General features: G+C 71.5%; 20 protein-coding genes. 13 read left to right on the top strand and 7 right to left on the bottom strand.

Annotated features, from left to right (window positions below):
• The first annotated feature begins 121 nt into the window (after positions 1–121).
• From ACFY1L_RS10625 to ACFY1L_RS10610, 4 genes are all read left to right on the top strand, one after another.
• The gene (locus tag ACFY1L_RS10625; RefSeq protein WP_388821271.1) at positions 122–532 is read left to right on the top strand and encodes a hypothetical protein; all 411 of its coding nucleotides are present in this window, start codon (positions 122–124) and stop codon (positions 530–532) included.
• 419 nt (positions 533–951) lie between these two features.
• Positions 952–1,224 (top strand): hypothetical protein, encoded by a 273-nt coding sequence (locus ACFY1L_RS10620; protein ID WP_388821268.1) that lies wholly within the window; start codon positions 952–954, stop codon positions 1,222–1,224.
• 60 nt (positions 1,225–1,284) lie between these two features.
• Positions 1,285–1,602, top strand: a complete 318-nt coding sequence (locus ACFY1L_RS10615; RefSeq protein WP_388821265.1) for a hypothetical protein — start codon at positions 1,285–1,287, stop codon at positions 1,600–1,602.
• A gap of 58 nt (positions 1,603–1,660) precedes the next feature.
• Positions 1,661–1,981: a hypothetical protein gene (locus ACFY1L_RS10610; protein ID WP_388821262.1), complete on the top strand. Its 321-nt coding sequence runs from the start codon at positions 1,661–1,663 to the stop codon at positions 1,979–1,981.
• Positions 1,982–2,443: 462 nt separating this feature from the next.
• On the opposite strand, the gene ACFY1L_RS10605 is transcribed toward ACFY1L_RS10610, so the two are convergent.
• Positions 2,444–2,770, bottom strand: a complete 327-nt coding sequence (locus tag ACFY1L_RS10605; RefSeq protein WP_388821259.1) for a hypothetical protein — start codon at positions 2,768–2,770, stop codon at positions 2,444–2,446.
• Positions 2,771–3,095: 325 nt separating this feature from the next.
• Between ACFY1L_RS10605 and ACFY1L_RS10600 the strand changes: the two genes are divergently transcribed.
• From ACFY1L_RS10600 to ACFY1L_RS10565, 8 genes are read left to right on the top strand one after another with little or no spacing between them, the layout of a single operon-like run.
• The gene (locus ACFY1L_RS10600) at positions 3,096–4,235 is read left to right on the top strand and encodes a glycosyltransferase family 4 protein (protein ID WP_388821256.1); all 1,140 of its coding nucleotides are present in this window, start codon (positions 3,096–3,098) and stop codon (positions 4,233–4,235) included.
• Positions 4,232–5,692 carry an exopolysaccharide biosynthesis polyprenyl glycosylphosphotransferase gene (locus tag ACFY1L_RS10595; RefSeq protein ID WP_388821253.1) on the top strand — a complete coding sequence of 487 codons (1,461 nt, stop codon included), beginning with the start codon at positions 4,232–4,234 and terminating at the stop codon, positions 5,690–5,692. Before ACFY1L_RS10600 ends, ACFY1L_RS10595 begins: the two co-directional genes overlap by 4 nt.
• Positions 5,693–5,698: 6 nt before the next feature.
• Positions 5,699–7,027, top strand: coding sequence for an O-antigen ligase family protein (locus ACFY1L_RS10590; protein ID WP_388821250.1), 1,329 nt, complete (start codon positions 5,699–5,701; stop codon positions 7,025–7,027).
• Complete coding sequence (murJ, locus tag ACFY1L_RS10585) at positions 7,024–8,712, top strand: murein biosynthesis integral membrane protein MurJ (RefSeq protein WP_388821247.1); 1,689 nt, start codon at positions 7,024–7,026, stop codon at positions 8,710–8,712. The genes ACFY1L_RS10590 and murJ overlap by 4 nt, the downstream gene beginning before the upstream one ends.
• Entirely contained in the window at positions 8,702–9,472 is a 771-nt protein-coding gene (locus ACFY1L_RS10580; protein WP_388821244.1) for a polysaccharide deacetylase family protein, read from the top strand. The genes murJ and ACFY1L_RS10580 overlap by 11 nt, the downstream gene beginning before the upstream one ends.
• Positions 9,469–10,611 (top strand): glycosyltransferase, encoded by a 1,143-nt coding sequence (locus tag ACFY1L_RS10575; RefSeq protein WP_388821242.1) that lies wholly within the window; start codon positions 9,469–9,471, stop codon positions 10,609–10,611. The genes ACFY1L_RS10580 and ACFY1L_RS10575 overlap by 4 nt, the downstream gene beginning before the upstream one ends.
• Positions 10,608–11,261: a lipopolysaccharide biosynthesis protein gene (locus ACFY1L_RS10570; RefSeq protein ID WP_388821239.1), complete on the top strand. Its 654-nt coding sequence runs from the start codon at positions 10,608–10,610 to the stop codon at positions 11,259–11,261. The genes ACFY1L_RS10575 and ACFY1L_RS10570 overlap by 4 nt, the downstream gene beginning before the upstream one ends.
• The gene (locus ACFY1L_RS10565) at positions 11,258–12,382 is read left to right on the top strand and encodes a GNAT family N-acetyltransferase (protein WP_388821237.1); all 1,125 of its coding nucleotides are present in this window, start codon (positions 11,258–11,260) and stop codon (positions 12,380–12,382) included. Before ACFY1L_RS10570 ends, ACFY1L_RS10565 begins: the two co-directional genes overlap by 4 nt.
• 8 nt (positions 12,383–12,390) lie before the next feature.
• Here ACFY1L_RS10565 and ACFY1L_RS10560 read toward each other — a convergent pair whose 3' ends face one another.
• The 6 genes from ACFY1L_RS10560 to ACFY1L_RS10535 form a co-directional block, all read right to left on the bottom strand.
• Positions 12,391–13,719, bottom strand: coding sequence for a glycoside hydrolase family 26 protein (locus tag ACFY1L_RS10560; protein ID WP_388821234.1), 1,329 nt, complete (start codon positions 13,717–13,719; stop codon positions 12,391–12,393).
• A gap of 129 nt (positions 13,720–13,848) precedes the next feature.
• Positions 13,849–15,774, bottom strand: coding sequence for an AMP-dependent synthetase/ligase (locus ACFY1L_RS10555; protein WP_388821232.1), 1,926 nt, complete (start codon positions 15,772–15,774; stop codon positions 13,849–13,851).
• 86 nt (positions 15,775–15,860) lie between these two features.
• A complete protein-coding gene (locus ACFY1L_RS10550; RefSeq protein ID WP_388821229.1) occupies positions 15,861–17,432 on the bottom strand; it encodes a von Willebrand factor type A domain-containing protein in 1,572 nt (523 codons plus the stop codon).
• A gap of 147 nt (positions 17,433–17,579) precedes the next feature.
• Positions 17,580–18,443: an ABC transporter permease gene (locus ACFY1L_RS10545; protein WP_388821226.1), complete on the bottom strand. Its 864-nt coding sequence runs from the start codon at positions 18,441–18,443 to the stop codon at positions 17,580–17,582.
• Positions 18,440–21,295: a CocE/NonD family hydrolase gene (locus ACFY1L_RS10540; RefSeq protein ID WP_388821223.1), complete on the bottom strand. Its 2,856-nt coding sequence runs from the start codon at positions 21,293–21,295 to the stop codon at positions 18,440–18,442. Before ACFY1L_RS10540 ends, ACFY1L_RS10545 begins: the two co-directional genes overlap by 4 nt.
• A 182-nt stretch (positions 21,296–21,477) precedes the next feature.
• Entirely contained in the window at positions 21,478–22,878 is a 1,401-nt protein-coding gene (locus ACFY1L_RS10535; protein WP_388821220.1) for an APC family permease, read from the bottom strand.
• A 299-nt stretch (positions 22,879–23,177) separates the two neighbouring features.
• Here ACFY1L_RS10535 and ACFY1L_RS10530 point away from each other — a divergent pair, with 299 nt between their 5' ends.
• Positions 23,178–24,017, top strand: a complete 840-nt coding sequence (locus ACFY1L_RS10530; protein WP_388821217.1) for a hypothetical protein — start codon at positions 23,178–23,180, stop codon at positions 24,015–24,017.
• The last annotated feature ends 155 nt before the right edge of the window (positions 24,018–24,172 follow it).

Here is a 24,172-nt window from a genome sequence, read left to right as displayed (position 1 = left end):
CAAGGCATTGTTCACCCCACTGACTTTCATGCGTATGGAGTAGCGCGCCGCTTTTACACAGGCCTTGGACTGCTATGTTCTCCAGCCGTCGGATCAGAGGTACTTTCAATCGAGGTGAATCATGAAGAAGGCAGTTTTCACAACTGCTGCGCTGGCCATCGGCGCGAGTCTCGTGGGCGGCTCCGCCGTTGCGGCGTCGGCCGCCCCGGCTCCGGCCCCCTCGAACGGTGGCCTGCTCGGTCTCATGTCCCCGACCAAGGTGACTCCGTCGGTCGTGCCCGCGGCCGACACCGTGGCGCGACTGGCCAACAAGGGCAAGATCACCAACGGTAGCGCCTTCGACACGAACCAGGCCGTCTCCGGAGCCAACAAGACCGCCCGCCTCTCCGGCGTCTACCTGGACGGCATGGACCCGAACGCCGCCAGGAAGCCCACCCTCCCCCTGAAGAACCCGGCCGGCAGCGGCGCCGTCCAGGTGCACCCGCTCGAGGCCCCGACCGCTGTCGGGCTCGGCAGCATGCTCAGCCGCTGACCGAACGGAAACCCCAGGAGTCGGCCGTGCGGCGAAAGCCGGCGCAGGCGGGCCCGGAATTGTGACGCTCGTCCGTCACGCACAGCTCCACATCCGGACTCGGCGGTCTCCGAATACCGCCGGGACCCACGAACCCTCTTTCCGGCCCACCGGCCCTCTCCCTTCCGGTGGGCCGGACACACGTCGGCGCTCATTCTGAAGAGCCGTGCGGATACCGCCGCCATTCATGCTCGTCCCCACCGGGACATGTTTCATTGCGCCATCCGATGGAATCAGCCCTCTTTAGACGCTCTTCCCGTGACTTATACGCGCATATCAAGGTTTCCTGGTATGCAAGCGTGCGCAACCGTGGAATTCAGGAAGGAACCGAGTTGCCCAGGAAGTTCGCGGTCATCACTGCCCTTACCCTCGGCGCTGTCATGAGCAGCGTCGGTGTTGCCTCGGCCAGCGACACCAACACCACCGTCACCGGCGGCAAAGGGTTTTCGTCGTCCCCGGTCGTCGTGAACGCCCCCCAGCAGGGCGTCCTCATCGTCAACGGAACGCTCATCGACGGTCGCTGCATCGCGCCGTGGTCCAACGGGGCCGTCCTCGCCGGCACCGTCGCCCCGAACTCGCACTACGCCGCGTGCAACACGGACAAGGTCGACCAGTCGCAGAACGCCATTTACAAGGGCGGCCTGCTCTTCTGACCTGCACCGAGCAATTCGGAGCAGGCACACCCCCGAACACAGCCCGGAAAGGCGCATCTCATGCGTAACAAGGTTTCGGCAATCTCCGCCCTCGCCGCAGGCATCGTCCTGGCGGCGGCCGGCACCGCCGCAGCCGACAACTGCACCGAGGTCACCGGCGGTGACGGCTTCTCGTCGTCCCCGGTCGTCGTGAACGCCCCTCAGCAGGGCGCCGTCATCGTCAACGGCACGGGCGTCGACCTCCGTTGCGTAGCGCCGTGGTCCAACGGTGCCGTCCTCGCCGGCACCGTCGCCCCGAACTCGCACTACGCCGCGTGCAACACGGCGCAGATCGACCAGTCGCAGAACGCCCCGTACCACGGCGGCCTGCTCTTCTGACCTGCCCCGAGCAATTCGGAGCACGGAAATCCAACCGCCCCACCGAAAGGCGCATCTTATGCGTAACAAGGTTACGGCCATTTCCGCCCTCGCCGCGGGCATCGTCCTCGCGGCCGGCGGGGTCGCCTCGGCCGACGACACCAACACCACCGTCACCGGCGGCAAGGGCTTCTCGCAGGGCCCGGTCGTCGTGAACGCCCCTCAGCAGGGCCTTGCCATCGTCAACGGCTCGCTGATCGACGGTCGCTGCATCGCGCCGTGGTCCAACGGCGCCGTCCTCGGCGGTGTTGCCGCGCCGAACTCGCACTACGCCGCGTGCAACACGGACAAGGTCGACCAGTCGCAGAACGCCCCGTACCACGGTGGCCTCCTCTTCTGAGCAGTACGTCATCCGATGGCGGCCCGCCGGATTTCCGGCGGGCCGCCATCGGCTTTCCCGTGCGCCCGCGCGACTCCGCCGAGTTCCGCAAAAGCCCGTGGGGCCCGTCTGCGTCGTATGCAGACGGGCCCCACGGTCAGGAGACGGCCGACGAAGGCCGGCAGGTATGTCGCCGGTCGAGCAGGGCGCGCAACAAGGAGGAGGAAAAGCGCCCCACCACCTACGGCATTCCTGCCGGCTCGCGTCGGCGGATGACCCCGATGCACGAACTGGGGCCATTCCAATGGGACCAACGGCGCTCTCCCCCATTCGGTCACCCCGTTTCGTTCGTTTGGCCCAGCGCACGCCGGGCGATCGCAGTCCCCTCGCCATGACGGCCGCACTCCCCCACATATGCCAAAAGGGCCGGCTCCGAGGAATGCGGAGCCGACCCGAATCGCCCAACCTGCCCTACCGCACTGCCTACTTGCCCTTGCCGAGCGGCAGCCCACCGAGCAGCTGGCCGTCGACGGGGCCCGGCAGGGCGGCCTTCGGAACGGTGTTGCCGACGACGGGGGTCTTCACGACTCCCGAGTTCTTCACACCGTCCTTCACGCCCGACGCCACGTCCTTGACGTTGTCGCCCACGTAGCCGGTCGACACCTTGGCTGCCTCCGGGACACCGCCCGCGACCATCTTTCCGCTGTCCACAAGGCCCTGCGCCGGCATGTCCACCGCGACGGCGGGCAGGGCAACGCCGGCGATGGCAAGGGAGCCGGCGACGACGGCGGCAGCCTTCAGAGTCTTCATCGTGTGCCTTTCTTTCGTAAGCCTCACTTCTCCTGGCCTAACGAGGACGGGGCTTTCTGGAAACCCTGTTGCCGACGCCTCTGCTCCAAATGGGTGGTCCGGCGCGACAAATAGCCCATGGAAACGCCACCATTCCGACACAGTTGACGGGTCGGCAGCTAAATACGGATGAGCGGCTACAGTTGCTCACCTCGTAAAGTCGGCGATGCCGGTCGAAACAACGGAACTCACGCTCTCGAACGGGTGCGGGATTTTATATCGGAAACACGAGCCGCACGTCCTGGCCCCGGCTCGGACTCTTTTGTTCGGAAGGGCAGCCTCGCTCATGCGTATTCCCCCGCACATCCTGCATGTCGCCCAGCCCGTCGAGGGCGGTGTCGCGCGGGTCGTGACGGACCTGGTGGCGGCTCAGCTCGCCGCGGGACTGCGGGTGAGCGTGGCCTGTCCGGAGGGGGGAACACTGACGAACGCCCTGCGCGCGCCGGGCTGCACGGTGCTCCGCTGGGACGCGACCCGCGCGCCGGGCTCCCGACTCCCGGTCGAGGTACGGCAGTTGGCGCGGATCCTGCGTGACGTAGGACCGCACCTGGTGCATGCGCACAGCGCGAAGGCGGGGCTCGCGGCCCGGCTCGCGGTGCGCGGCCGCCTCCCGACCGTCTTCCAGCCGCACGCCTGGTCGTTCGAGGCCGCGGACGGAGTCGTCGCGCGGCTGGCGCTGGGCTGGGAGCGGTTCGGGGCGCGGTGGGCGACGCGCGTCGTGTGTGTGAGCGAGGCGGAGCGGCGTACCGGGGAGCGGTGCGGAATCAGCGCTCCGTGGCACGTGGTCCCCAACGGAGTCGACACGTTCAGGTTCCGGCCGGAGGGGGACGACGCGGCGTCCGGGGCGGGTCCGCTCGTCGTGTGCGTGGGCCGGCTGTGCCGTCAGAAGGGGCAGGACGTGCTGCTCCGGGCCTGGCCGGAGGTGGTGCGAGAGGTGGCCAGTGCACGGTTGGTGCTGGTCGGCGACGGTCCGGACGCGGAGCAACTGCGCGGCTGTGCACCCGAGTCGGTGAGCTTCGCCGGTGCCGCGGCCGACGCCGCCCCCTGGTACCGGGCCGCCGACGTCGTGGTCCTGCCGTCCCGCTGGGAGGGCATGGCGCTCGCCCCGCTGGAGGCCATGGCGTGCGCCCGGCCGGTCGTCGTCACGGACGTGGACGGGGCGCGCGAGAGCCTGCCGCCGGAGCAACTGCCGTACTGCCTGGTGCCGCCGGAGGACCCCGCAGCGCTGGCGCGGGCGCTGACGGCGCTGTTGCGGGACGGGCAGCTGCGCGCGGCGCTGGGCGCGCAGGGCCGCCGGCATGTGCTCGCCGCTCACGATCTACGGCGCGCGGCCGAGGCCGTGACCGACGTGTACCGCGAACTGCTCGGCGTCGTAGGCGCGCCGGCCGTCGCACCCGACAAGAGCAGGAAGTGCACCACCAGATGACTGCGGAAAGTACCGTTCCCTCTTCTACGGGGCAGCAGCCGCGGGCGGCAGATCACGCTGTCTCCGTCCTCGACGAGCGTGGCCCCGCAGCCGGGCGCGGACTGCCCCCGGGCCGGGGGGCCCGCCGTCCGCGCCGGACCTCCCGGTTGCCCCTGCTTCTCGTCGACGGGGGCGCCGCCGTGCTGGGGGCTCTCGTCGTGCCCGGGGCCCACAGGTACCCGCTGCTCATCGTCCTGCTGGCGCTCGGTGTGATGGGGCTGAACCGGCGGGCGCGTCTGTACGACCTCCGGGTCGTGCCCGGCGTGCTCGACGTGCTCCCCTCCCTCTGCGGGCGGATCGCGCTCGGCTGGGCGGCCTTCGCGGCGTTCTCCCCTCTGCGGCCGATTCCGCCGACCGTGCTGGGGGTCGCGTTCGCCGTGCACTGCGCCGCGGCCTGTGCGGGCCGCGCGGCGGTGCACGCACAGCGGACGCTCCTGCGTGGGCCCAGCCCCGCCCTGGTGGTCGGCCCGATCGCGACGGCCCGGTCCGTCGCCGCCGCGCTGCTGCGCCGACCGGGCTGCGGCGTAAGGCCGATCGGCCTGGTCACGGGCCCGCTGGACGTCCTCGCCGACTCCGGAGAGGGCCCCGAGCTGCCGGTGCTGACGACGGATCAGGCGACGCGCCGGGCGGTCATCCAGAACGGTGTGGAGACGGTGCTCGTCGTGGGGGCCACCACTCGGCTGGAGAAGGCGCCCGTGCTGCGGGATCTCGCCGCGTACGGATGCGTGCTGTGGGAACTGGACGCGGACGCGCCGTCGTACCGCACCGGTGGGCGGCGCGAGAGCGCCGGGCATCTGGCCGGTTTCTCCCGCAGGCTGCTGTGTCCGGGAGGCCGGCGGCCCGGCAGAACGGGCAAGCGGGTGCTCGACGTGGTGCTGGCGGGGTCGCTGCTGTTGCTGGCCTGTCCGGTGCTGCTGGTGTGCGCACTCGTGCTGCGGGTCAAGGACGGGCCCGGCGTGGTGTTCCGGCAGGAGCGGATCGGCAAGGACGGGCGGCCGTTCACGCTGCTGAAGTTCCGCACCCACCGGCCCGCCAGCGCGCACGAGGCGGCGACCCGCTGGAGTGTGGCGAACGAGCAGGAGATGAGCCGTTTCTGCCAGTTCCTGCGCCGCACCTCGCTGGACGAGCTGCTGCAGCTGTGGAACGTCTGCCGCGGCGACATGAGCCTGGTCGGGCCGCGGCCCGAACGGCCTTACTTCGTCGCCCAGTTCAGCCAGACCTACCCGTGCTACTCGGAGCGTCACCGGATGCCGACCGGGATCACCGGGCTCGCCCAGATCCACGGGCTGCGCGGCGACACCTCCATCGAGGACCGGTGCCGCTTCGACAACGCCTACATCGACAACTGGTCGCTGTGGCAGGACATCTGCATCCTGGTGCGTACGGCCGCCCTGTTCGTACGTCCGACGGGGAGCTGAGCGCCGGTGAGCACTCCCTCGGCGGCCTCCGTACCGCTCGTGCCGCCGCTGTCGGCGCTGCACCGGGCCGCTCCCGTGCTGCCCGTCGTGGCGGTGATCGCCCTGCTGGGGTTGCCGGCCGAGCCGGACAGCGGCGCCACGCCCGCCGACCTGGCCTGCGGGCTGGTCGTGCTCTGGGCCGCCGTACGCAGTGTGGGGCGGACGCAGCGCCCGCTGACGCGGACCGCCGCGGTCGTGCTCGGGCTGCCCGTGGTGGGCATCGCGGTCGCCGCGACCGGGGCGGTGACGCCCGGCGACGGGATCGACGGACTGGCCCGCTATCTGCAGGTGTTCGTGCTGGTCCCGCTCGGGGTGGTGTTGCTGGTGCGCGACCGGCGCGACGCCCGGCTGGTGCTCTGGTCGCTGGCCGGCCTCGCGCTCTGGCAGGGGGCGGTCGGCGTGCACCAGTACGTGACGGGGACCGGGGCCTCCTACCAGGGGGCCGACATCCGGGCGGTGGGCACGTTCGGGCCGTCCGACGTGATGGGGATGGCGAGCGTCGTCGCCTCCGGTGTGGTGGCCCTGACCGGTCTCGCCCTCGGGGCGCGGGCAGGGCGGCAGCGGGTCGTGGCGGCCGGGTGTGCGCTGGCGCTGCTCGTGCCGCTCGCGATGTCCTTCAGCCGGGGTGCCTGGATCGCGACGGCCGCGGCGTGCGGAGCGGTGCTGCTGTTGGCCGGGGTGCGGCGGGCGCTGAAGCTGTTCGCGGCGGCGGCCGCGGCCGCGGTGGTGCTGGTGGGCGGGTTCGGCGTGGGCGGCTCGGCGCTGCAGGAGCGGTTGTCCAGCATCACGCAGGTCACCGACACACCGGACCAGTCGGTCCTCGACCGCTACACGATGTGGGCGGCGGCCACCGACATGTGGCGCGAGCACCCGATGACGGGCGTGGGCCTGAAGGCCTTCCCCGCCTACCGGGACTCCCACGCCTCGCTCGCGCTGTCGTCCGGCAGCGACACCGAGGGCGCGGGCCAGGCCTTCCGGCGCCAGCCCCTGCTCTCCCCGCACAACATGTACATGCTGGTCCTCAGCGAACAGGGCCTGCTCGGCCTGCTCACGGTGGCGGGCAGCTGGCTGGCCCTGCTGGTCTGCGCACTGCGCCGGCTGCGCCGGGCCGGACCCGCCCGGGACTGCGCGCTCGCGGCCTGCGGACTGCTGCTGTGGCAGCTGGTGAACTTCCTCTACGCCGACATCGGCGGACCCTCCACCACCCTGACGGCCGTCTGCTTCGGCCTCGCCGCCTGGTGGTCGCTGGCAGGCGGGGCGACGACCGGCCTCACCGCCGAATCGGACGCACTATGAGGCCCGGACCCGCGAGGACCGCGGGCCCCTACGACCACACGACCGGCCTGGACGGCACGCTCCCGGCGGGCGACGGCCGCGGCCAGGCCGGTGCCCTGCGCGCGGACACCGCCTCGGGCCGCTTCCTCGCCAAGGCGACGCTGCTGTCCGCCGTGCTGTCCATGGCCGGGGCGGTCCTCGGCCTCGGACGCGACCAGGCGCTCGCGCACCTCTTCGGCGCCGGCGAGGCGACCGACGCGTTCCTGGTGGCCTGGACCGTGCCCGAACTGGCGGCGACGCTGCTGATCGAGGACGGCATGGCGTTCGTGCTCGTGCCCGCGTTCAGCATGGCGCTGGCGCGGCGGGCGCGCGGGAACGGCGCCCTCGATCCCGTACGCGCCCTGGTCGGCGCCTCGTTGCCGCGGCTGTGCCTCGCCTTCGCCGCGACGGCCGCCGCGCTGGTGGCCGGGGCGCCGCTGCTGGTCTCCGCCCTCGCGCCCGGTCTGCCCGATCCGTCACTCGCCGTCTCCTGCACCCGGCTGACCGCGACCTGTGTGCTGAGCTTCGGGCTTGCCGGGTACTGCAGTGCGGCGCTGCGGGCGCACCGTTCGTATCTCGCCCCCGGCGCGATCTACATCGCGTACAACATCGCGATCATCGCCACGATGTTCGTCGTCGGTGAGCGCTGGGGGGTGCGGTCCGCCGCGCTCGGTGTCGCGCTCGGCGGGTGCCTCATGGTCGCCGTACAGACACCGTCGCTGGTGCGGCGGATCGCCGGGCGGCCCGGGCGGGCCGAGCGCGGCTACGACGGGGACGGCGGGCGGGCGCTGTCGTCCGGGCTCGTCGCCGCGGTGCTGCTGTTCGCGCTGTGCCGGCAGTCGCAGGTCCTCATCGAGCGCTACTTCGCCTCCGCGCTGCCCGCCGGGGCCATCTCGCACCTCAACTACGCCCAGAAGATCGCCCAGTTGCCGATGTCGCTGTCGATGATGGTGTGCGTCGTCACCTTCCCGGTGGTGGCGCAGGCCATCGCCGAGGGCGACACCGAGGGGGCCCGGGACCGGGTCGAGCGGGACATCGTGCTGATCGCCTGTCTCGTCCTGCTGGGCGCCGCGGTGGTCGTGGCCTGCGCACCGCAGATCGTCCAACTCCTGTTCCAGCGCGGGGCGTTCACCGCACAGGACACCGCGGCGACCGCCTCGGTCATGCGGGTCTACGCGGCCGGGCTGCTCGGGCAGACGCTGGTGGGGGCGCTCGTGCGGTCGTACTTCGCGGCCGGGCGCACCACCTGGTTCCCACTGGGCGCGATGGGGGTGGGCGCGTTCGTCACCGTCGTCGTCAATGCCTGGGCCGTCGGGCCCTGGGGGGCGCGCGGTATCGCCGCGGGCAACGCGATCGGCATCACCGTCACCGCGCTGCTCATGCTGCAGGGCCTGGGGCCGCGCAGTGTGCCCGTGCGCGTGCGCCGGGTCGTCGCCCAGTTGGTCCGGCCGGTGTGCGCGGCCCTGTGCGCCACCGCTGTCGGGCTGCTGAGCGCGGGGCTGTTCACCTCGCCCGCGGCGTCGGTCGTCGCCTGCTCCTTCTCCGTGACCGCCGTGTTCCTGCTGCTGGCGTGGATCCTCGACGCGGCGGACGCCCGGTCCCTACTGCTTCCCGTCGTGCACTTCCTCCGTCACTCCGTCACACGAAAGCTGGGCCATGGTCGCTGACGTCTCCGCTGCACCGCACGCGCCCGCCAAAAGGCGCTCCAAGCGTGGCCCCGCCGTCTGGGTGGCCATGTACCACTCCGTCTCGGAGTGCCCCGACGATCCCTACAACGTCACCGTCACGCCCGCGTGCCTCGACCGCCAGCTCGGCTGGATGTCCGACCGCGGCCTGCGCGGGGTGAGCATGCGAGAGCTGCTCGCGGCCCGCGCCCGCGGCACCGAGCGCGGCCTGGTGGGCCTCACCTTCGACGACGGGTACGCGGACTTCACCAGCTGCGCGCTGCCCGTGCTGTACCGCTGGGGCTTCACCGCGACCGTGTTCGTGCTGCCCGGGCGGCTCGGCGGCGAGAACGGGTGGGAGCCGCTCGGGCCGCGCAAGCCGCTGCTCGACGTGGCCGGCATCCACCGTGCCGCGGCCGCCGGCATGGAGATCGCCTCGCACGGCATGACCCACCTCGACCTGACCAAGGTCACGGACGAGGTGCTGCACAGCGAGGTCCACGACAGCCGTCATCTGCTCGCCTCGATCACCGGCACCGACATCGGCGGCTTCTGCTATCCGTACGGCTACCTCGACGAGCGCGTCGCCGCCGCCGTGCGCCTGGCCGGGTACCGCTACGCCTGCGCGATCACCCCCGGCCCGGAGGGCTGCGGTGACTTCGCGCTGCCCCGCATCCACGTCGGGACGGCCGACACCCCGGCGCGGCTGGCGCTGAAGCGACGCCTGGCCCGGCTCTTCGGCCGCACTGTGGAGGCCGTGTGAGGGCCCTGCACGTCATCACCGGCCTCGGCGTCGGCGGCGCGGAACAGCAGCTGCGCCTGCTGCTGCGGCACCTTCCCGCGCAGTGCGACGTGGTGACCCTGACCAACCCCGGCCCGGTCGCCGCGGGCCTGGCCGCCGACGGCGTCCGCGTCACCCACCTCGGGATGAGCGGCAACCGCGACCTCGGCGCGCTCCCCCGCCTGACCCGGCTGATCCGGGGCGGCGGCTACGACCTCGTGCACACCCACCTGTACCGGGCCTGTCTCTACGGCCGGGTCGCGGCGCGGCTCGCGGGAGTCCGGGCCGTCGTGGCCACCGAGCACTCGATCGGCGACACCCTGCTGGAGGGCCGGCCGCTGACCGCGGGTGTCCGCGCGCTGTACCTGGCCGGCGAGCGCCTCGGCCGCGCCACGGTCGCCGTCTCGCCGACGGTGGCCGAGCGGCTGCGTCACTGGGGCGTGCCCGGGCCCCGTATCCGCGTCATCCCGAACGGCATCGACGCGCCCCGCTTCCGCTTCGACGAGGTGCGCCGCAAGGAGGCCCGGGCGCACTACGGGCTGCCGGAGGACGCGTACGTCATCGGCGGGGTGGGACGCCTCGCCCCGGGCAAACGCTTCGACCTGCTGGTGCACGCGCTGTCCCGGCTGCCCGGTGACGTACGGCTGCTGCTGGTCGGCGGCGGGCCCGAGGAGACGGCGCTCAGGCGCTCCGCCCGGGCGCTGGGAGTCGCGGACCGGCTGGTGCTCACGGGCGAGCGGCCGTGTCTGCCGGACCCCGGCGACGACGCGCCCGACCTGGTCGCCCTGCTGTGCGCGATGGACGTGCTCGCCTCGCCGTCGGCCCAGGAGGCCTTCGGCCTGGCCGTGGTGGAGGCGCTGGCCGCCGGGCTCCCCGTGCTGTACGCGAGCTGCCCCGCCGTGGAGGACCTGCCGCCGGACGCGGCACCCGGTGCCCTGCGCGTCACCGGCGGCGCCGGCGCCTATGTGCGGGAACTGCTGCGGCTGCGGGCGGCGGGCCCGGGCGGGCGAACCGCCCCGGAGGCCGTGCGGCGCTACGACATCGCCTGCAGCGCCCGGCAGTTGATGGATGTGTACACGGCCGCCCTGGCCGGCTCGACCCTGGAAGTGAGTTCTCGATGACCGACAACCCCGCTCAGCGTGACCGGCACCGTGCGAGCGCACGTGCGAGGCGGCTGCCCTCGTGGTGGCTGATGCCGGCCGGCGCGCTGCTCGGAGCCGTGGCCGGCGGCGCGTACGGCATGGTCAAGCCGCCGCAGTACACCGCGACGAGTTCCGTCGTCGCCGTGGCGGCCGGCCGCTCCGACGTCGACTGCGCCGACGCGCTCGGCTTCGCGCAGGCGTACGGCCGGGTGGCCCCGCAGCTCGCGGTGCTCGGGGACGCCCAGGTGGCGGCGGGTGTGCCGGCCGCGAAGCTGCGCAAGAACGTGCAGGTCGCGACCTCGCCGGACGCGCCGATGGTCTCCGTCTCGGCAACCTCGACGAGCCCCGCCCAGGCCGTCGACATGGCCGACGCCGTGTCCGGCGCGCTCGTCACGCAGGCGAGCCACACCAAGGCCACCACCGGCATTCGGCTCGAGCGGCTGTCCCGTGCCCTGAAGCCCACCGAGCCGTCGTCCGTCTCCCCGAAGCTGGCCGGGCTGGTGGGTGCGAGCGCCGGAGGTCTGCTGGGCGGCCTGGTGCTGCTGGCCCGGCCGCGGCGGGCGGCGGAGGAGGACGGCCCGGGCCAGCCGACGGTGCCCGCCCCGACCCACGCAGCGGACGCCCGATGAGCGCTCCGACGACCGCGTCCGCCCGCGCGATGTCGGTGGAACTGTGCACCGACGAGCGCACGTTCGCCGCGCTGGCCGAGGAGTGGGGCCGGCTGCACGGGGCCTGTCCGTCGGCGACACCGTTCCAGAGCCACGCCTGGCTGCACTCCTGGTGGCTCTCCTACGGCACACCCGACGGGCTGCGGCTGTTCCTGGTCCGCCGGGGCGGTGAACTGGTGGCCGCCGCGCCGCTGATGCGGGTGCGGCATCCGCTGCCCAAGCTGGTGCCGATCGGCGGTGCCATCTCCGACTTCTGCGACGTGCTGATCGACGAGAGCGCCGCCGAGCACGGCAGCGTGGCCCTGGCGGACGCCCTGGCCGGCGCGGCCCGCACCGCCCTGATCGACTTCCGGGAGGTACGGCCGGGCAGCGCGGTGGAGCAGGTTTACCGGCACTGGCGCGGCCCGCGCCGCCGCCTGCGCGACTCGGCGTGCCTGGAGCTGCCCGCCGTACCCATGACGGAGTTGGTCAAGCGGCTGCCGCCGGCGCGGGCCCAGCGGGTGCGCAACAAGATCAACAGGTGTGGCAAGGTCGGGGTCGAGTGGCGCGGGGTGGACCCCGACGAGACGGAGATCGCGCTGCGGCGGCTGATCGACCTGCACCGCCTGCAGTGGGAGGGCAAGAAGATGACGCCCGAGCACACCCGGCCGCGGTTTCTGGAGCACCTGGTCCGCTCGGTGGTCCCGATGGCCCGCTCCGGTCAGGCCACGCTCACGGAGTTCCTGCTCGACGGCGCGGTGGTGGCGGTCAACCTGCATCTGCTGTCGGGCGGGCTGGCGGGCCAGTATCTGTACGGCTTCCATCCGGGGCTGCGGGAGCGCAGGGTGGACGTGGCGACGATGCTGTTGCGCGCGTCCACCGAGCGGCTCGCGTCCGAGGGCGAGCGCCGGGTGCTGAGCCTGCTGCGCGGCGACGAGCCGTACAAGTACCGCTGGAACCCCGACACGGTCGTCAACCAGCGTTTACTGCTGGCCGGTCTGTGCACCCTGCCGCTGTTGGCCGCCACCGTCTGCGACGTCGCCGCCCGGTGCGGGGCCAGGAAGGTCCGGCGTATTCGCCCCGACACCAAGGAACACTGGTAGCGCTCCCCTCAGTGGGGGCAGGCGGCGCTCTTGACTCCGACCAGCTGCTGCATCAGGTGCGCGAAGTCCGCCGGCGTGCAGTCGGGCGGCTTGGCGGGCGGCGTCGGTTCGGGAGTCGGTTCGGGAGTCGGTTCGGGAGTCGGTTCGGGAGTCGGAGCCGGGGTCGGCGGCAGTGCCGGCGTCGGCACCGGTACGGCGGGGACCGTGGGCGGAGTCGGTGCGGCAGGAGCCGTGGGCGGGTTCGGGAGGGGGACCGACGGTTCCGGTGTCGGCTGCGGCTTCAGGTTCGCGGTCAGCACCGCGCGGTACAGGGCGGACGAGCGGGGGTTGTCGGAGCACAGCCACACGCCGTGCGGGCAGTAGTCGGTGATCGTGTTGTACAGCGGCTTGTGCTCGTCCATCCACGCGAGCATGCGCAGCATGTACTCATCGTCGTCGCCGTTGCGGTACAGGCCCCATTCGGGATACGAGATCGGCTTGCCGTGGGCCCGCGCGAAGTCCACGTGGAACTGCAGGCCGTAGGGCTCGGACACCTCCTCGTCGAACGACATCCCGCGAGGCTGGTCGTAGGAGTCCATGCCGATGATGTCGACGACGTCGTCGCCGGGGTAGCACTCCGGCCACGGGATCGCGTCCCTGCCCCGGTTCGGGTTGAAGTCGAACCTGAACTTCTGCCCGGGGACCGAGCGCATGACGGTGACGATGCGCCGCCAGTACCGCTTCCAGTTCTCCGGGTCGGGGCCGCAGCGGTGGGTGTAGGTGATGCCGTTCATCTCCCAGCCGAGCACGAGGACCGTGTCGGTCGCGCCGAGGTCGACCAGGCGCTGGGCCAGCACCCGGAAGTGGTCGTCGAACGCGCCGGCCGCCGCGCGCCGCAGCAGCCGTCTGACGCCCATGTCGGAGACGCCCTCCTCGTTGCGCTCCATCAACGGGACGTTGAGCACGAGCAGCCGGTCGGCCTTGGCGCGGCGCCAATTGGCCCAGCTGTCGAGGAAGTTGTGCGCGGCCTCGATATTGCTCCACAGATCCCCGGGCAGATACGTGTGCCCCACGCGCAGTTCGGCGCCGCCCAGCCAGCCGCTGAACTCCTTCAGGCGCTCCAGGCCTTCGGGCTCGGAGTCGAGGAACGCGCCGAACGCGAACCGGCGCTCGTCCGGTCCCGAAGGGGCGGCCGGGACGGCCGGGGCGACCGGCGGCGACGGGGGCGACGGGGGCGGACTCGGTGCGGCGAGCGCGGCCGGGAAGGCCGGACCCTGGGCGAGAGCCGCGACCACGGCCACCGCGGCGGTGCTGTACGTCAGTCGCCCGAGGGCGGACCGGCGGCGATCAAGGGCCATGCATCCTCCTACGCCGCAGATTCGCTCACAGTGACACAACAATGACACTTAGTCATATATCACTTAATTGCGCCACTTGAGCTGGTCTGTCCCGTGCGATCGTCCGCACGAGTGACCCCTGAGGCGTGTTCAGCCGCGATACAGCGCCTCGATCTCCTCCTTGTACGCCGCCGTCACGGCGTGTCGCTTGACCTTGAGCGACGGGGTGAGCAGCCCGTTGTCCTCCGTGAACTCGCCCTCGACCAGCGTGAAGGCGCGGATCGACTCGGCCCGGGAGACGGCCTCGTTGGCGTAGTCGACGGCCTTCTGGACATCGGCGCGCATCCGCGGATCCCGTACGACCTCGGACATCGGGGTGTCCGCCGGCAGCTTGCGGACCGTCAGCCAGTGCGCGACGGTCTCGGGGTCGAGGGTGATCAGGGCGGCGACGAAGGGGCGGTTGTCGCCGACGACGATGCACTGGCCGATCGGCGGGCGGCTGCGCAGCCGGTCCTCCAGGACGGCCGGGGAGACGTTCTTGCCGCCGGAGGTGACGAGGATGTCCTTCTTGCGGCCGGTGATGGTGAGGTAGCCGTCCTCGTCGAGGGAGCCGAGGTCGCCGGTCGCGAACCACTCGTCCTGGAGTACGGCGTCGCTCGCGGCCGGGTTGTTCCAGTACGAGCCGAAGACGATGCCGCCCTTGATGAGCACCTCGCCGTCGTCGGCGATGCGGACCGCGGTACCGGGGACCGGGACGCCGACCGTGCCCGGGCGGGGTTTGAGGGGCGGGACGATGGTGGCGGCCGCGCTCGTCTCCGTCAGGCCGTAGCCCTCGTAGACGATGATCCCGGCGGCGTAGAAGAACAGGTTGAGGTTGCGGTCGAGGGGGGAGCCGCCGCTGATGGCGTAGCGCATGCGGCCGCCGAGTTCCTTGCGGACGCGGCGGTAGACCAGCAGGTCGTACAGGGCCCAGGCGGCGTAGAGGGCGGGGCCGGGGCCCTTGCCCGTCTCCAGGAACTTGTTCAGGTACGCCTGGCCGAAGCGGACGCCGATGCGGTCCGCGCGGTCGAAGGAGGCGCCGCGGCCGATCTTCTCGGCGGTCGCGCGGCCCGTGTCGTGGATCTTCTCGAAGAGGTACGGGACGCCGACGAGGAAGGTCGGGCGGAACTCCTTGAGGGCGGGCCGGAGTTCGTCGGGCTTGATGCTCGGGCAGTGGCCGATCTCGATGCGGGCCATCAGGCAGGCGATCTGGAGGGTGCGGCCGAGGATGTGGGCGAGCGGGAGGAAGAGGAGCGTCGAGGCGACCTGACGCGTGACCTCCTTGAAGATCGGGTGGAGCAGCTCGACCGTGTTGGCGGCCTCGGCATACAGGTTGGCGTGGGTGAGGACGCAGCCCTTCGGCTTTCCGGTGGTGCCGGAGGTGTAGCAGATCGTCGCGATCGTGTCGGGCGTGAGGGCGGTGCGGCGCTTGGTGACCTCCTCGTCCGGGATGTCGCGGCCGAGGGTGGTGAGGTCGGTGAGTGCCCCGTCGTCCAACTGCCATATGCGCGGCTGCCGTTCGTGGCGGGCCGTGCCCGTCGTCACCGTGGCGGCGTTCTCGACGGTTTCGGTGACGACGAAGCGGGCGTCGGAGTCGCGGACGATCCACTCGACCTGGTCGGCCGAGGAGGTGGCGTAGATGGGGACCGTCTGACCGCCCGCCGCCCAGATCGCGAAGTCGAGGACCGTCCACTCGTAGCGGGTGCGGGACATCACGGCGACCCGGCCGCCCGGTTCGAGGCCGGCGGCGATCAACCCCTTGGCCACAGCGGTGACTTCGCGGGCGAAGGCCGCCGCGGTGACGGGCTGCCAGGTGTCGCGCTCGTGCTGCTTGCGGCGCAGGACCACCGCGTCGGGCGCCTCGGCCGCGTTGGTGAAGGGGAGGTCGGCGGTGCTGCCGGCGGTCGCGCGCGGGGCGAGGGCGGGGGTGCGGGCCTCGCGTACGACACCGTCCTCGTCCTTGACGACCTCGGTCCTGGTGCGGGACCCCAGGTCAGTGCGCCGCTTTGCCCGTTTCAGATCCTTGCGTACGCCCATGACGGCCCCCAGTCGGCTCTGATTGGGAGGTCAACTTACTCGTAAGTAAGGAAAGGTCAATGGGGCGGTGACCATGGACTGACGTTCTAGCCCTGGCCTCGGTGGGCCTGGTCTATCGCCTCGGCGAGTTGCCGTACGTCCTTGTCCTCGGTCTTCTTCGCCAACTGCTCGGCGCGGTCCTGGAGTTCGCCCAGGCCCGGGTCGCCCGGCAGGGAGCTCCAGCGCTCGTCGCCCTGGCGCAGGGAGTCGGCGAAGTAGGCCGCCACGGCGGTCACTTGGAAGCGGGGGCTCGCTTCCCAGAGGGAGTCGTCAAGGGCTCCCGTCTCCAGTTCGCCGGACTTCTCGTGCGGGTCGCGGGTGTCGGGGTCGAGCCAGCGGACGGTGGCCGTGGCGAGGTGGCCGTCGGCGCCGGGCCTGGTGCGGACCGCGTACAGGGCGGTGACCGTGTGGCCGGGGCCGACCTCGCCGCCGTCGACGCGGTCGTTGCGGAAGTCGTCGTCGGCGACCCGGCGGTCGTCGTACCCGACGAGGCGGAAATCCTCGACCGTCCCGGGGTCGAAGGCGACCTGGGCCTTGGCGTCGCGGGCGGTCAGGTCGATGTTCTGCGGGAGGTCCTGGCAGAAGACCTTGCGGGCGTCGTCCTCCTCCGACACGTACACGGTGTGGCCGTCGCCCTTGTCGGCGAGGCGTTCCATGAGGGCGTCGCCGTAGTCGCTGCCGACTCCGACGCCGAAGAGGGTGATGCCGTACTCGCGGCGGGCCGAGGAGATGCGCTCCAGGATGGAGTCCGGGTCGGTGTCGCCGTCGTTGGCGAGGGCGTCCGAGACGAGCACCACGCGGTTGGTGGCGTTCGCGCGGCGGCCCTCGACGGCGGTGGCGTAGCCGGTCTTGACGCCCGCGCCGAGGTTGGTGGAGTAGGTCGGCTCCAGGCTGTCGATCGCGTCGTGGATCTCGCCGCGGTGGCCGCCGAGGCGGGTCATCGGCAGGACCCGCTCGGCCTTGTCGCTGAAGGTGACGATCGCGACCGAGTCGTCGTTGCGCAGGCGGTCCGTCATCGTGTCGAGGGACTTCTGGGCGAGGTCGAGACGGCCGGGCTCCGACATGGAGCCGGAGATGTCGATGACGAAGGTCAGGGCGGCGGGCGGGCGTTCGCCGGTGTCGGTGGCCGGGCGGGTGGCGAGGCCGACGCGGACCAGGGACCAGTTCTTCTCATCGGTGCGGGCGCCGTCGACGGTGACCGTGAAGCCGTTGCCGTCGGGGCGTTCGTAGTCCTGGCGGAAGCTGTTGACGAACTCCTCGGGGCGGATGGTGGCGGGGTCGGGGCGCCCGCCTGCGGCGAGGGTGCGACGGGCGTAGCCGTAGGAGGCGGTGTCGACGTCGAGGGCGAAGGTGGAGAGGTAGTCGGGCGTCGGGGACGGGCCGGCGAAGGAGTCCTCGCCGTCCTGCCGTTCGCCGGTGGCCCGGCTGTTCTGCGGGGCCGGTGCCGGGAAGCCGGTCCTGTTCGAGCTGTCGGAGGCCTTGTTGCTGTTGCTCCCGGAACCGCCCGCGCCGCAGGCCGTGAGCAGCAGGCCGCTCGCCGCCGTGACGGCGAGGACAGCTGCGCGCAGCCGTCGGGTGCGGTGTCGCGTGCCCGGTCGTGGTGTTCGGTACCGCTCCATCTTCCGTGCCCCCTTGGTGCGTTGACGTCGACGTCTGTGACTGTGACGGCGCAGCGGGCCGGAATGTGCGGCACGGGGTGTTGCGGATGGATCTCAAGACGGCCACGATCATGGGCCGTCGAGACCGGTGGGAGATCCTCCGTTGACCTAGGACACCACGTCCTTGCCGGCGAAACCCCTGAAGGCCAGGGCGAACAGCACGAGCGCGTACGTTATGGAAATCGCCGTGCCCTGGATCATGCCGGACCACTCGGGGTGCGGCTGGACGGCGTCCGCCCAGGCGAACTGCCAGTGCGCGGGCAGGAAGTCGCGCCAGTCGCCGAGAGCCGTCACGGCGTCCAGGACGTTGCCGACGATGGTGAGGCCGACCGCGCCGCCGACGGCGCCGAGGGGCGCGTCGGTCTTCGTCGACAGCCAGAACGCCAGCCCGGCGGTGACCAGTTGGGACACGAAGATGTACGCCACGACCACCAGCAGGCGCTGCGCCGCTGTCCCCGAGTCCAGCGCGCCGCCCGTGGGGATCTGCAGCGGGCCCCAGCCGTAGGCGGCCGTGCCGACGGCGAGTGCCACGACCGGCAGCAGGATCATCGCGGCCAGGCTGAGGCCGAGTCCGACGACGAGCTTGGACCACAGCAGGCGGGCGCGCGGCACAGGGGCGGCGAGCAGATAGCGCAGGGAGGACCAGCCGGCCTCCGAGGCGACGGTGTCCCCGCAGAACAGGGCGACGGGGATGACGAGCAGGAAGCCCGCCGACACGAAGAGGTTCACCGCGGCGAAGTTGGCGCCGGACGCGGTGGCCGTGTCCATCAGGGTCACCTGGCCGTTGCGGCCGCCCGGGTCGCCGCCGATCGCGAACGCGATCAGCAGCACGAATGGCAGCGCGGCGAGGATCCCGCCCATGACCAGCGTGCGCCGCCGCTTCAACTGCCGGACGAGCTCGACCCGGAGGGGCAGGGTGCGGCCCGCCTTGTACCCGGAGGCGGTCTCGGTGCGCTCGACGAGCGTGCTCATGCGGAACCTCCGATCAGGGTGAGGAAGGCGTCTTCGAGGCGGCGGTGGGGGCCGAGGGAGGCGACCGGGACTTCCAGGCGCACCAGCTCGACGAGAAGGCGGGCGGCGGCGGAGCCCGTGTGGGTGGCTGCGGGTTCCATACCGTTGGCCTCTTCGGCATGCGCCGGCACGACCGCGGGGCGCTCCACGGCAAGTGCCGCGACATGCTGTCGTTCGTCCGCAGCAGCGTCGTGGCTGGTCGCGCAGTTCCCCGCGCCCCTTGTGGGAGCTGCCGAACCGGAGGTGACTTCGCCGACGCCGCCCGGGCCGGACCCCTCGCCGGGAGCGAGCCGTACCAGGAGGCCCCCGTCCGTCCGTACCGCCGACTCCACGCCGGGCAGTGCGGCCACCTTCTCGACCAGCGGGTCCGCGATGTCGGTCGCCAGGCCGACGAGGAGGGTGTCGCCGGAGCCGATGATCTCGGCCACCGGGCCCGCCTGGACGAGGCGGCCGCGGTCCATGACCACGAGGTGGGTGCAGGACTGTTCGACCTCGGCCAGGAGGTGGCTGGAGACGATCACCGTGCGGCCGGCGGCCGCGTAGCGGATCATCACCTCGCGCATTTCGCGGATCTGCGGCGGGTCGAGGCCGTTGGTCGGCTCGTCGAGGATGAGCAGGTCCGGCAGGCCCAGCATGGCCTGGGCGATGGCCAGGCGCTGGCGCATGCCCTGGGAGTAGGTGCGCACCGCTCGGGCGAGGGCGTCGCCGAGGCCGGCGATCTCCAGGGCCTCGTCCAGGTGCGCGTCCTCGGGCGGGCGGCCCGTCGCCTGCCAGTACAGCTCCAGGTTCTCGCGGCCGGAGAGGTGCGGCAGGAAGCCGGCGCCCTCCACGAACGCGCCGACCCGGGACAGGACCGGGGCACCCGGGCGGATCGCGTGGCCGAAGACGCGGATCTCGCCGCCGTCCGGCTTGATCAGGCCCATCAGCATACGGAGGGTGGTGGTCTTGCCCGCGCCGTTGGGGCCCAGCAGGCCCAGGACCTGGCCCTTCTCCACGCGGAAGGACAGGTCCCGTACCGCGTAACGGTCCGCCGACCTCGCGTACCGCTTGCTCAAGTCCGTGATCTGGAGCGGCACTTCGGCGAGCTCGGGGGCGGGCGGCGGCGCCGTGGTCGTGCGGCGGCGGCTCGTCAGGAGGAGGGCCAGGGCGATCACCGCGCCGGTCAGCGGGAGCCACCAGACCCAGGACGGCAGCGGGGCGGCCGCGGTCGTGACGCCGGGGGCCGTCGGCACCTTCAGGTCACCCTGGACCGAGACGGTGTACGTCGCCGGGGTCGCCGGGGAGGCGTAGCCCAGGTCGGTGGAGGCGAGGACCAGGCGCAGACGGTGGCCCTGCTCGACCTCGTGGTCGACGGCCGGGAGCGTGATCGTCACGTCCTTGCCGGCCTTCGCGCCCTCGACCCGGATGGGTGCCACCAGCTGCGAGGGCAGCACGGGTGTGCCGGCGCCGGGTCCGACGTCGTAGACCTTCCCGAAGAGCACGGTGTCGTCGCTGGTCGACTTCACGTGGACGGTGACCGTCGGCGATCCGGTGATCCGCATGCTGCTGCTCACCGGTGCCGACTCGAACTGCGCGTACTGGCCGGGGAAGTCCAGCGACACCCCGACGCCGAGCGAGGAGAGCTGTGCGAGGCCGCCTCCGCCGAGGCCGGGCAGGGCGGAGACGGCGGGCGGGCTGGCGCCTGCCGGGTTGTCGAAGCTCTGCGTTCGGCCCGTCAGGGTGATGGACTTCTGACCGCTCTCCAGGCCGGGGTAGGTGTCGCCGCTCGCGCCCCGGAGTTGGGCCGCGCCGTCGGTGGAGTCGACGCCTCCGGTGCGGGTGATGCGGAAGGCCGGGCCGGTGTCCGTGGCCTTGTCGTCCTTGAGGTAGCGGTCGAACCACGCACGCACGCGTGACTGGACGCGGCTCGTCTCCATGTCGCCGCCGTCGTGTCCGCCCGCGATCCAGTCGACGTCGACGGGGGCGCCGTTTGCCCGGATGGCCTTCGCGGCCTTGTCGGCCTGGCCGAGCGGGAAGAGGGAGTCCGTCTGGCCCTGCAGCAGGAGTGTGGGCACCTTGATGCGGTCGCCCACTGCGGACGGGGAGCGGGCCTCCAGGAGTTCGCGGGCCTGTGCGTCCGGCCTGCCCGACTCGGCCACGCGCTCGTACATCCGGCACAGCTCGGGCTGGAACTTGTCGCAGCCGCCGCCGGTGTTGACGAAGATGCCGGCCCACAGCTTCTTGAAGACGCCGTTCGGGAACAGGGCGTCCGCCAGGTTCCAGTACGTGATCGCCGGGGCGATGGCGTCCACGCGATGGTCGTAGCCGGCCGCCAGCAGGGAGATCGCGCCGCCGTACGAGGCGCCTGCGACGCCTACGCGCGGGTCGCCGGGCTTGTCGAGTTCGACCTGGGGTTGTTCCGCCAGCCAGTCGATCAGCTTCGAGACGTCGGCGACCTCGTCCTTGGGGTCGTTCAGGCCGATCTTGCCTGTGGATTTGCCGAAGCCGCGGGCCGACCAGGTGAGCACCGCGTAGCCGTCTTCGGCCAGGTCCTCCGCCTGCTGCCGGACGTCCTGCTTGGTGCCGCCGAAGCCGTGGGCCAGCAGGACGGCGGGGCGCCTGCCGGCCGGGCCCGCCGTGAAGTACGAGGTGTCGATGCGTACGCCGTCCACGGACATGATCCGGTCGGCGCGGTGTACCTGCGGTGCGTCGTCGGAGGCGGCGGCTACCGTCCACGTACCTGCACCGGCGAGTACGACGACGGCGGCCCCGGCGGCAAGCAGCCTCCGGGGCCCCCGAAACAGCCCTCGCAGGCGGGGCGGTCGAAGATCCATGTCTCAACGGTACGGGGCGTCTCCGACAGTCGGGGCAGACCCCGGGGTGAACGTCCGGCCCTCCCGGGGGAGTACGGGGTGATCGTCTTGTACCGCGACTGCTGTACGGCTACGAGCTCGGTTGGTTCCGTGCTTTGCCGGGTGCGGGTTCGTTGTGGCTTGTCGCGCAGTTCCCCGCGCCCCTAAAGACGCTCGTCGTCCGGCAGTGAAACAAGCCACCGCGTGGCCTTGCGCGGGCGCAAGTACAGCGCCCAGTAGAGAGTGGCCGCCGCCGTGATCCCGCCCGTCCACAGCAGGTAGGTCACCTCCTGCCGGCTCAGGATGTACGCCAGGACTGCGATCAGGAGTACCGGCATCGCCGGCCACAGGGGCATTCGCCATGCGTGTGTGTGCTTGTGGGAGCCGCGGCGGGAGAGGAGGGCGGCAACTGCGACGAGGAGGTACATGCCTGTCACCGAGACGCCTGTGACGCCGTACAGGGTGTCGAGGTTGACGAAGCAGAGGAGGGCGCCGGGGACGCCGACCGCGAGGGTGGCGACCCAGGGGGAGCCGAAGCGGCCGAGCTTGGCGAAGACGTTGTTGACCGGGGTGGGCCAGGCCTTGTCCCGGGCCGAGGCGAACAGGACCCGGGAGTTCTGGATGACCATGACGATGCCCGCGTTGATGATCGCGAGGGCCACGCAGAGGCTGACGAAGGTGCCGACCGCGGAGTTGGACCAGGCGGTGACCATGGAGCTGATGTCGCCGCCGGTCAGCTCGGAGAGGTCGGAGGCGCCCATCGTGATCGCCACCACCGGGACCAGGATGATCACCGTGGAGATGGCGAGGGTGGCCAGGACCGTGCGGGCTACGTTGCGGCGCGGGTTCTCCAGTTCCTCGGAGAGGTAGACGGCCGTCGAGAAGCCCTGGGTGACGAAGAGGGCGATGGCGAGACCCGAGACGACCAGCATCGCCGTCACCGTGTCCGTGTGGCCGCCGGAGCCGGCCACCTGCATCGACACCAGGCTGCCCACGCCCCGCTCGCTGTGCGCGAAGCCCAGGACCGCCACCACGGCCGCCGCGATGACCTCCAGGACCAGGAAGATGCCGGTGATCCAGGCGTTGGCGCGCAGGTCGAGCAGGCCGGCGAGGGTCGCGAGCAGCATGACGCCGGCTCCCGCGATCGACGGGTCGAGGTGCACCACCGGTGCCAGGTAGTCCGCCGTGCCCATCGCGATCACGGGCGGCACGATCATCACGACCAGGAGCGAGAGGACGAAGACCAGCCAGCCCGCGAGCCGTCCCGCCATCGTCGACACCATCGCGTACTCGCCGCCCGCGCTGGGGATCAGGGTGCCCAGCTCCGAGTAGCAGAACGCCACGGCGATACAGAGGACCGAGCCGATGGCGATCGTCAGGGCGGTTGCCGTGCCCAGCGAGCCGAACAGGTCCGGGACGACCACGAAGAGGGTGGAGGCGGGCGTCACGCACGACAGCGTGAGGAGGGTCCCGCCCACCACCCCGATGGAGCGCTTGAGCTTCGTGGGGCTGGTGTCCGGTGCCTCTGGGACGGCGGTGTCGACAGGGCGGAGCGTGTCGGTCATCGAGCGGTTCCGATCGACTCGTGCGGAATGCCTCCGGCGGTGGGGCGGTGCTGCATGGAACCCCGACGAAAACCATCGCGTCAATGGGTGTTCTGCTACGGAATCCGTAGATCAATCGCACTCGGACACGCGGATACGGTGTTTCGGTCAGGTCATTCCGGCCTGTTGAGTCGTACGGGAATCGCAGGGGCGGCGGCGAAAAAACGGGAGGACGTCCGGGATCCGGACCTGTCAGTGTGTCCCGCTAGAGTCATCGATCAAGGAACTCACAACCGAATCACAGCAATGGGTGGGGACTCATGAAGCTGAAGTACACCGCTGCCTGGGTGGGGTTCACGGCAGCGGCGATGGTCGCGGCGTCCGCGTGCAGCGCCGAAGGCGCGAAGACCGCGGCCAAGGCCGTGGACAACGCCGACAAGATCATGGCGGTGCTGGCGCGGGCGACCGACCGGACCGAGCAGCTCGGCTCGGCCGAGGTCAAGGTGAGCACCGACATGGGCACGGGCACCCCGATCGCCATGAACGGCACCTACTCCTGGGGCGACGGCCTCGCTTTCGACGCCCGGATGGACACCAGGGCCGCCCAGCTGCAGCAGCTGCACGCCAGCCCGACGACCCGGATCCTGTTCGTGGACGGCGCCTACTACTACGACATCGACCCGCAGTCCTCCGGCCCGCTCAAGGGCAAGGAGTGGATGAAGATCGACTCGTCGGCGATCTTCGGCGACAAGGGCTCGCAGGCCTTCAGCGGCAGCAGCGGGGGCAACCCGGCGGCCTCGATGAAGAGCCTCAAGTACGCGAACAACGTCAAGGACCTCGGCAAGGAGACCGTCGACGGGCAGACCACGACCCACTACCGGGCCGTGGTCGACAAGGCGCACATGGGCAAGTTCAAGGACGCGTACGGCGACAAGAGCAACGTCATGGGCTCGCTGACCGGCGGCGCCGACTCGCTGACCATGGACATCTGGGTCGGGTCCAAGGACCTGCCGGTCCGGCTGAAGCAGCAGATCGGTGCGGTGAAGGTGACCATGGACTTCGAGAAGTTCGGCGCCACGGCCCCCGTGAAGGCCCCGCCGGCCGCGCAGGTCGGTGACCTCACGGAGGAGATAAAGAAGAACCAGGGGCAGCAGGGCTGACCCGGACATGGCGGTGCCCCGCCCTCCGGAGGGAGTCTCCGGAGGGCGGGGCACCGTACGTGCTCAGTGGTTGCGGGGGAAGCCGAGGTCGACGCCGGCGGGGGCGTCGGCGGGGTCGGGCCAGCGGGTGGTGACGACCTTGCCGCGGGTGTAGA

Source organism: Streptomyces sp. NPDC001663 (assembly GCF_042893105.1).
Classification (GTDB): Bacteria; Actinomycetota; Actinomycetes; order Streptomycetales; family Streptomycetaceae; genus Streptomyces.
The sequence above is the reverse complement of the archived record's forward strand: the minus strand, read 5'-3'. Positions and strand labels throughout refer to the sequence as shown.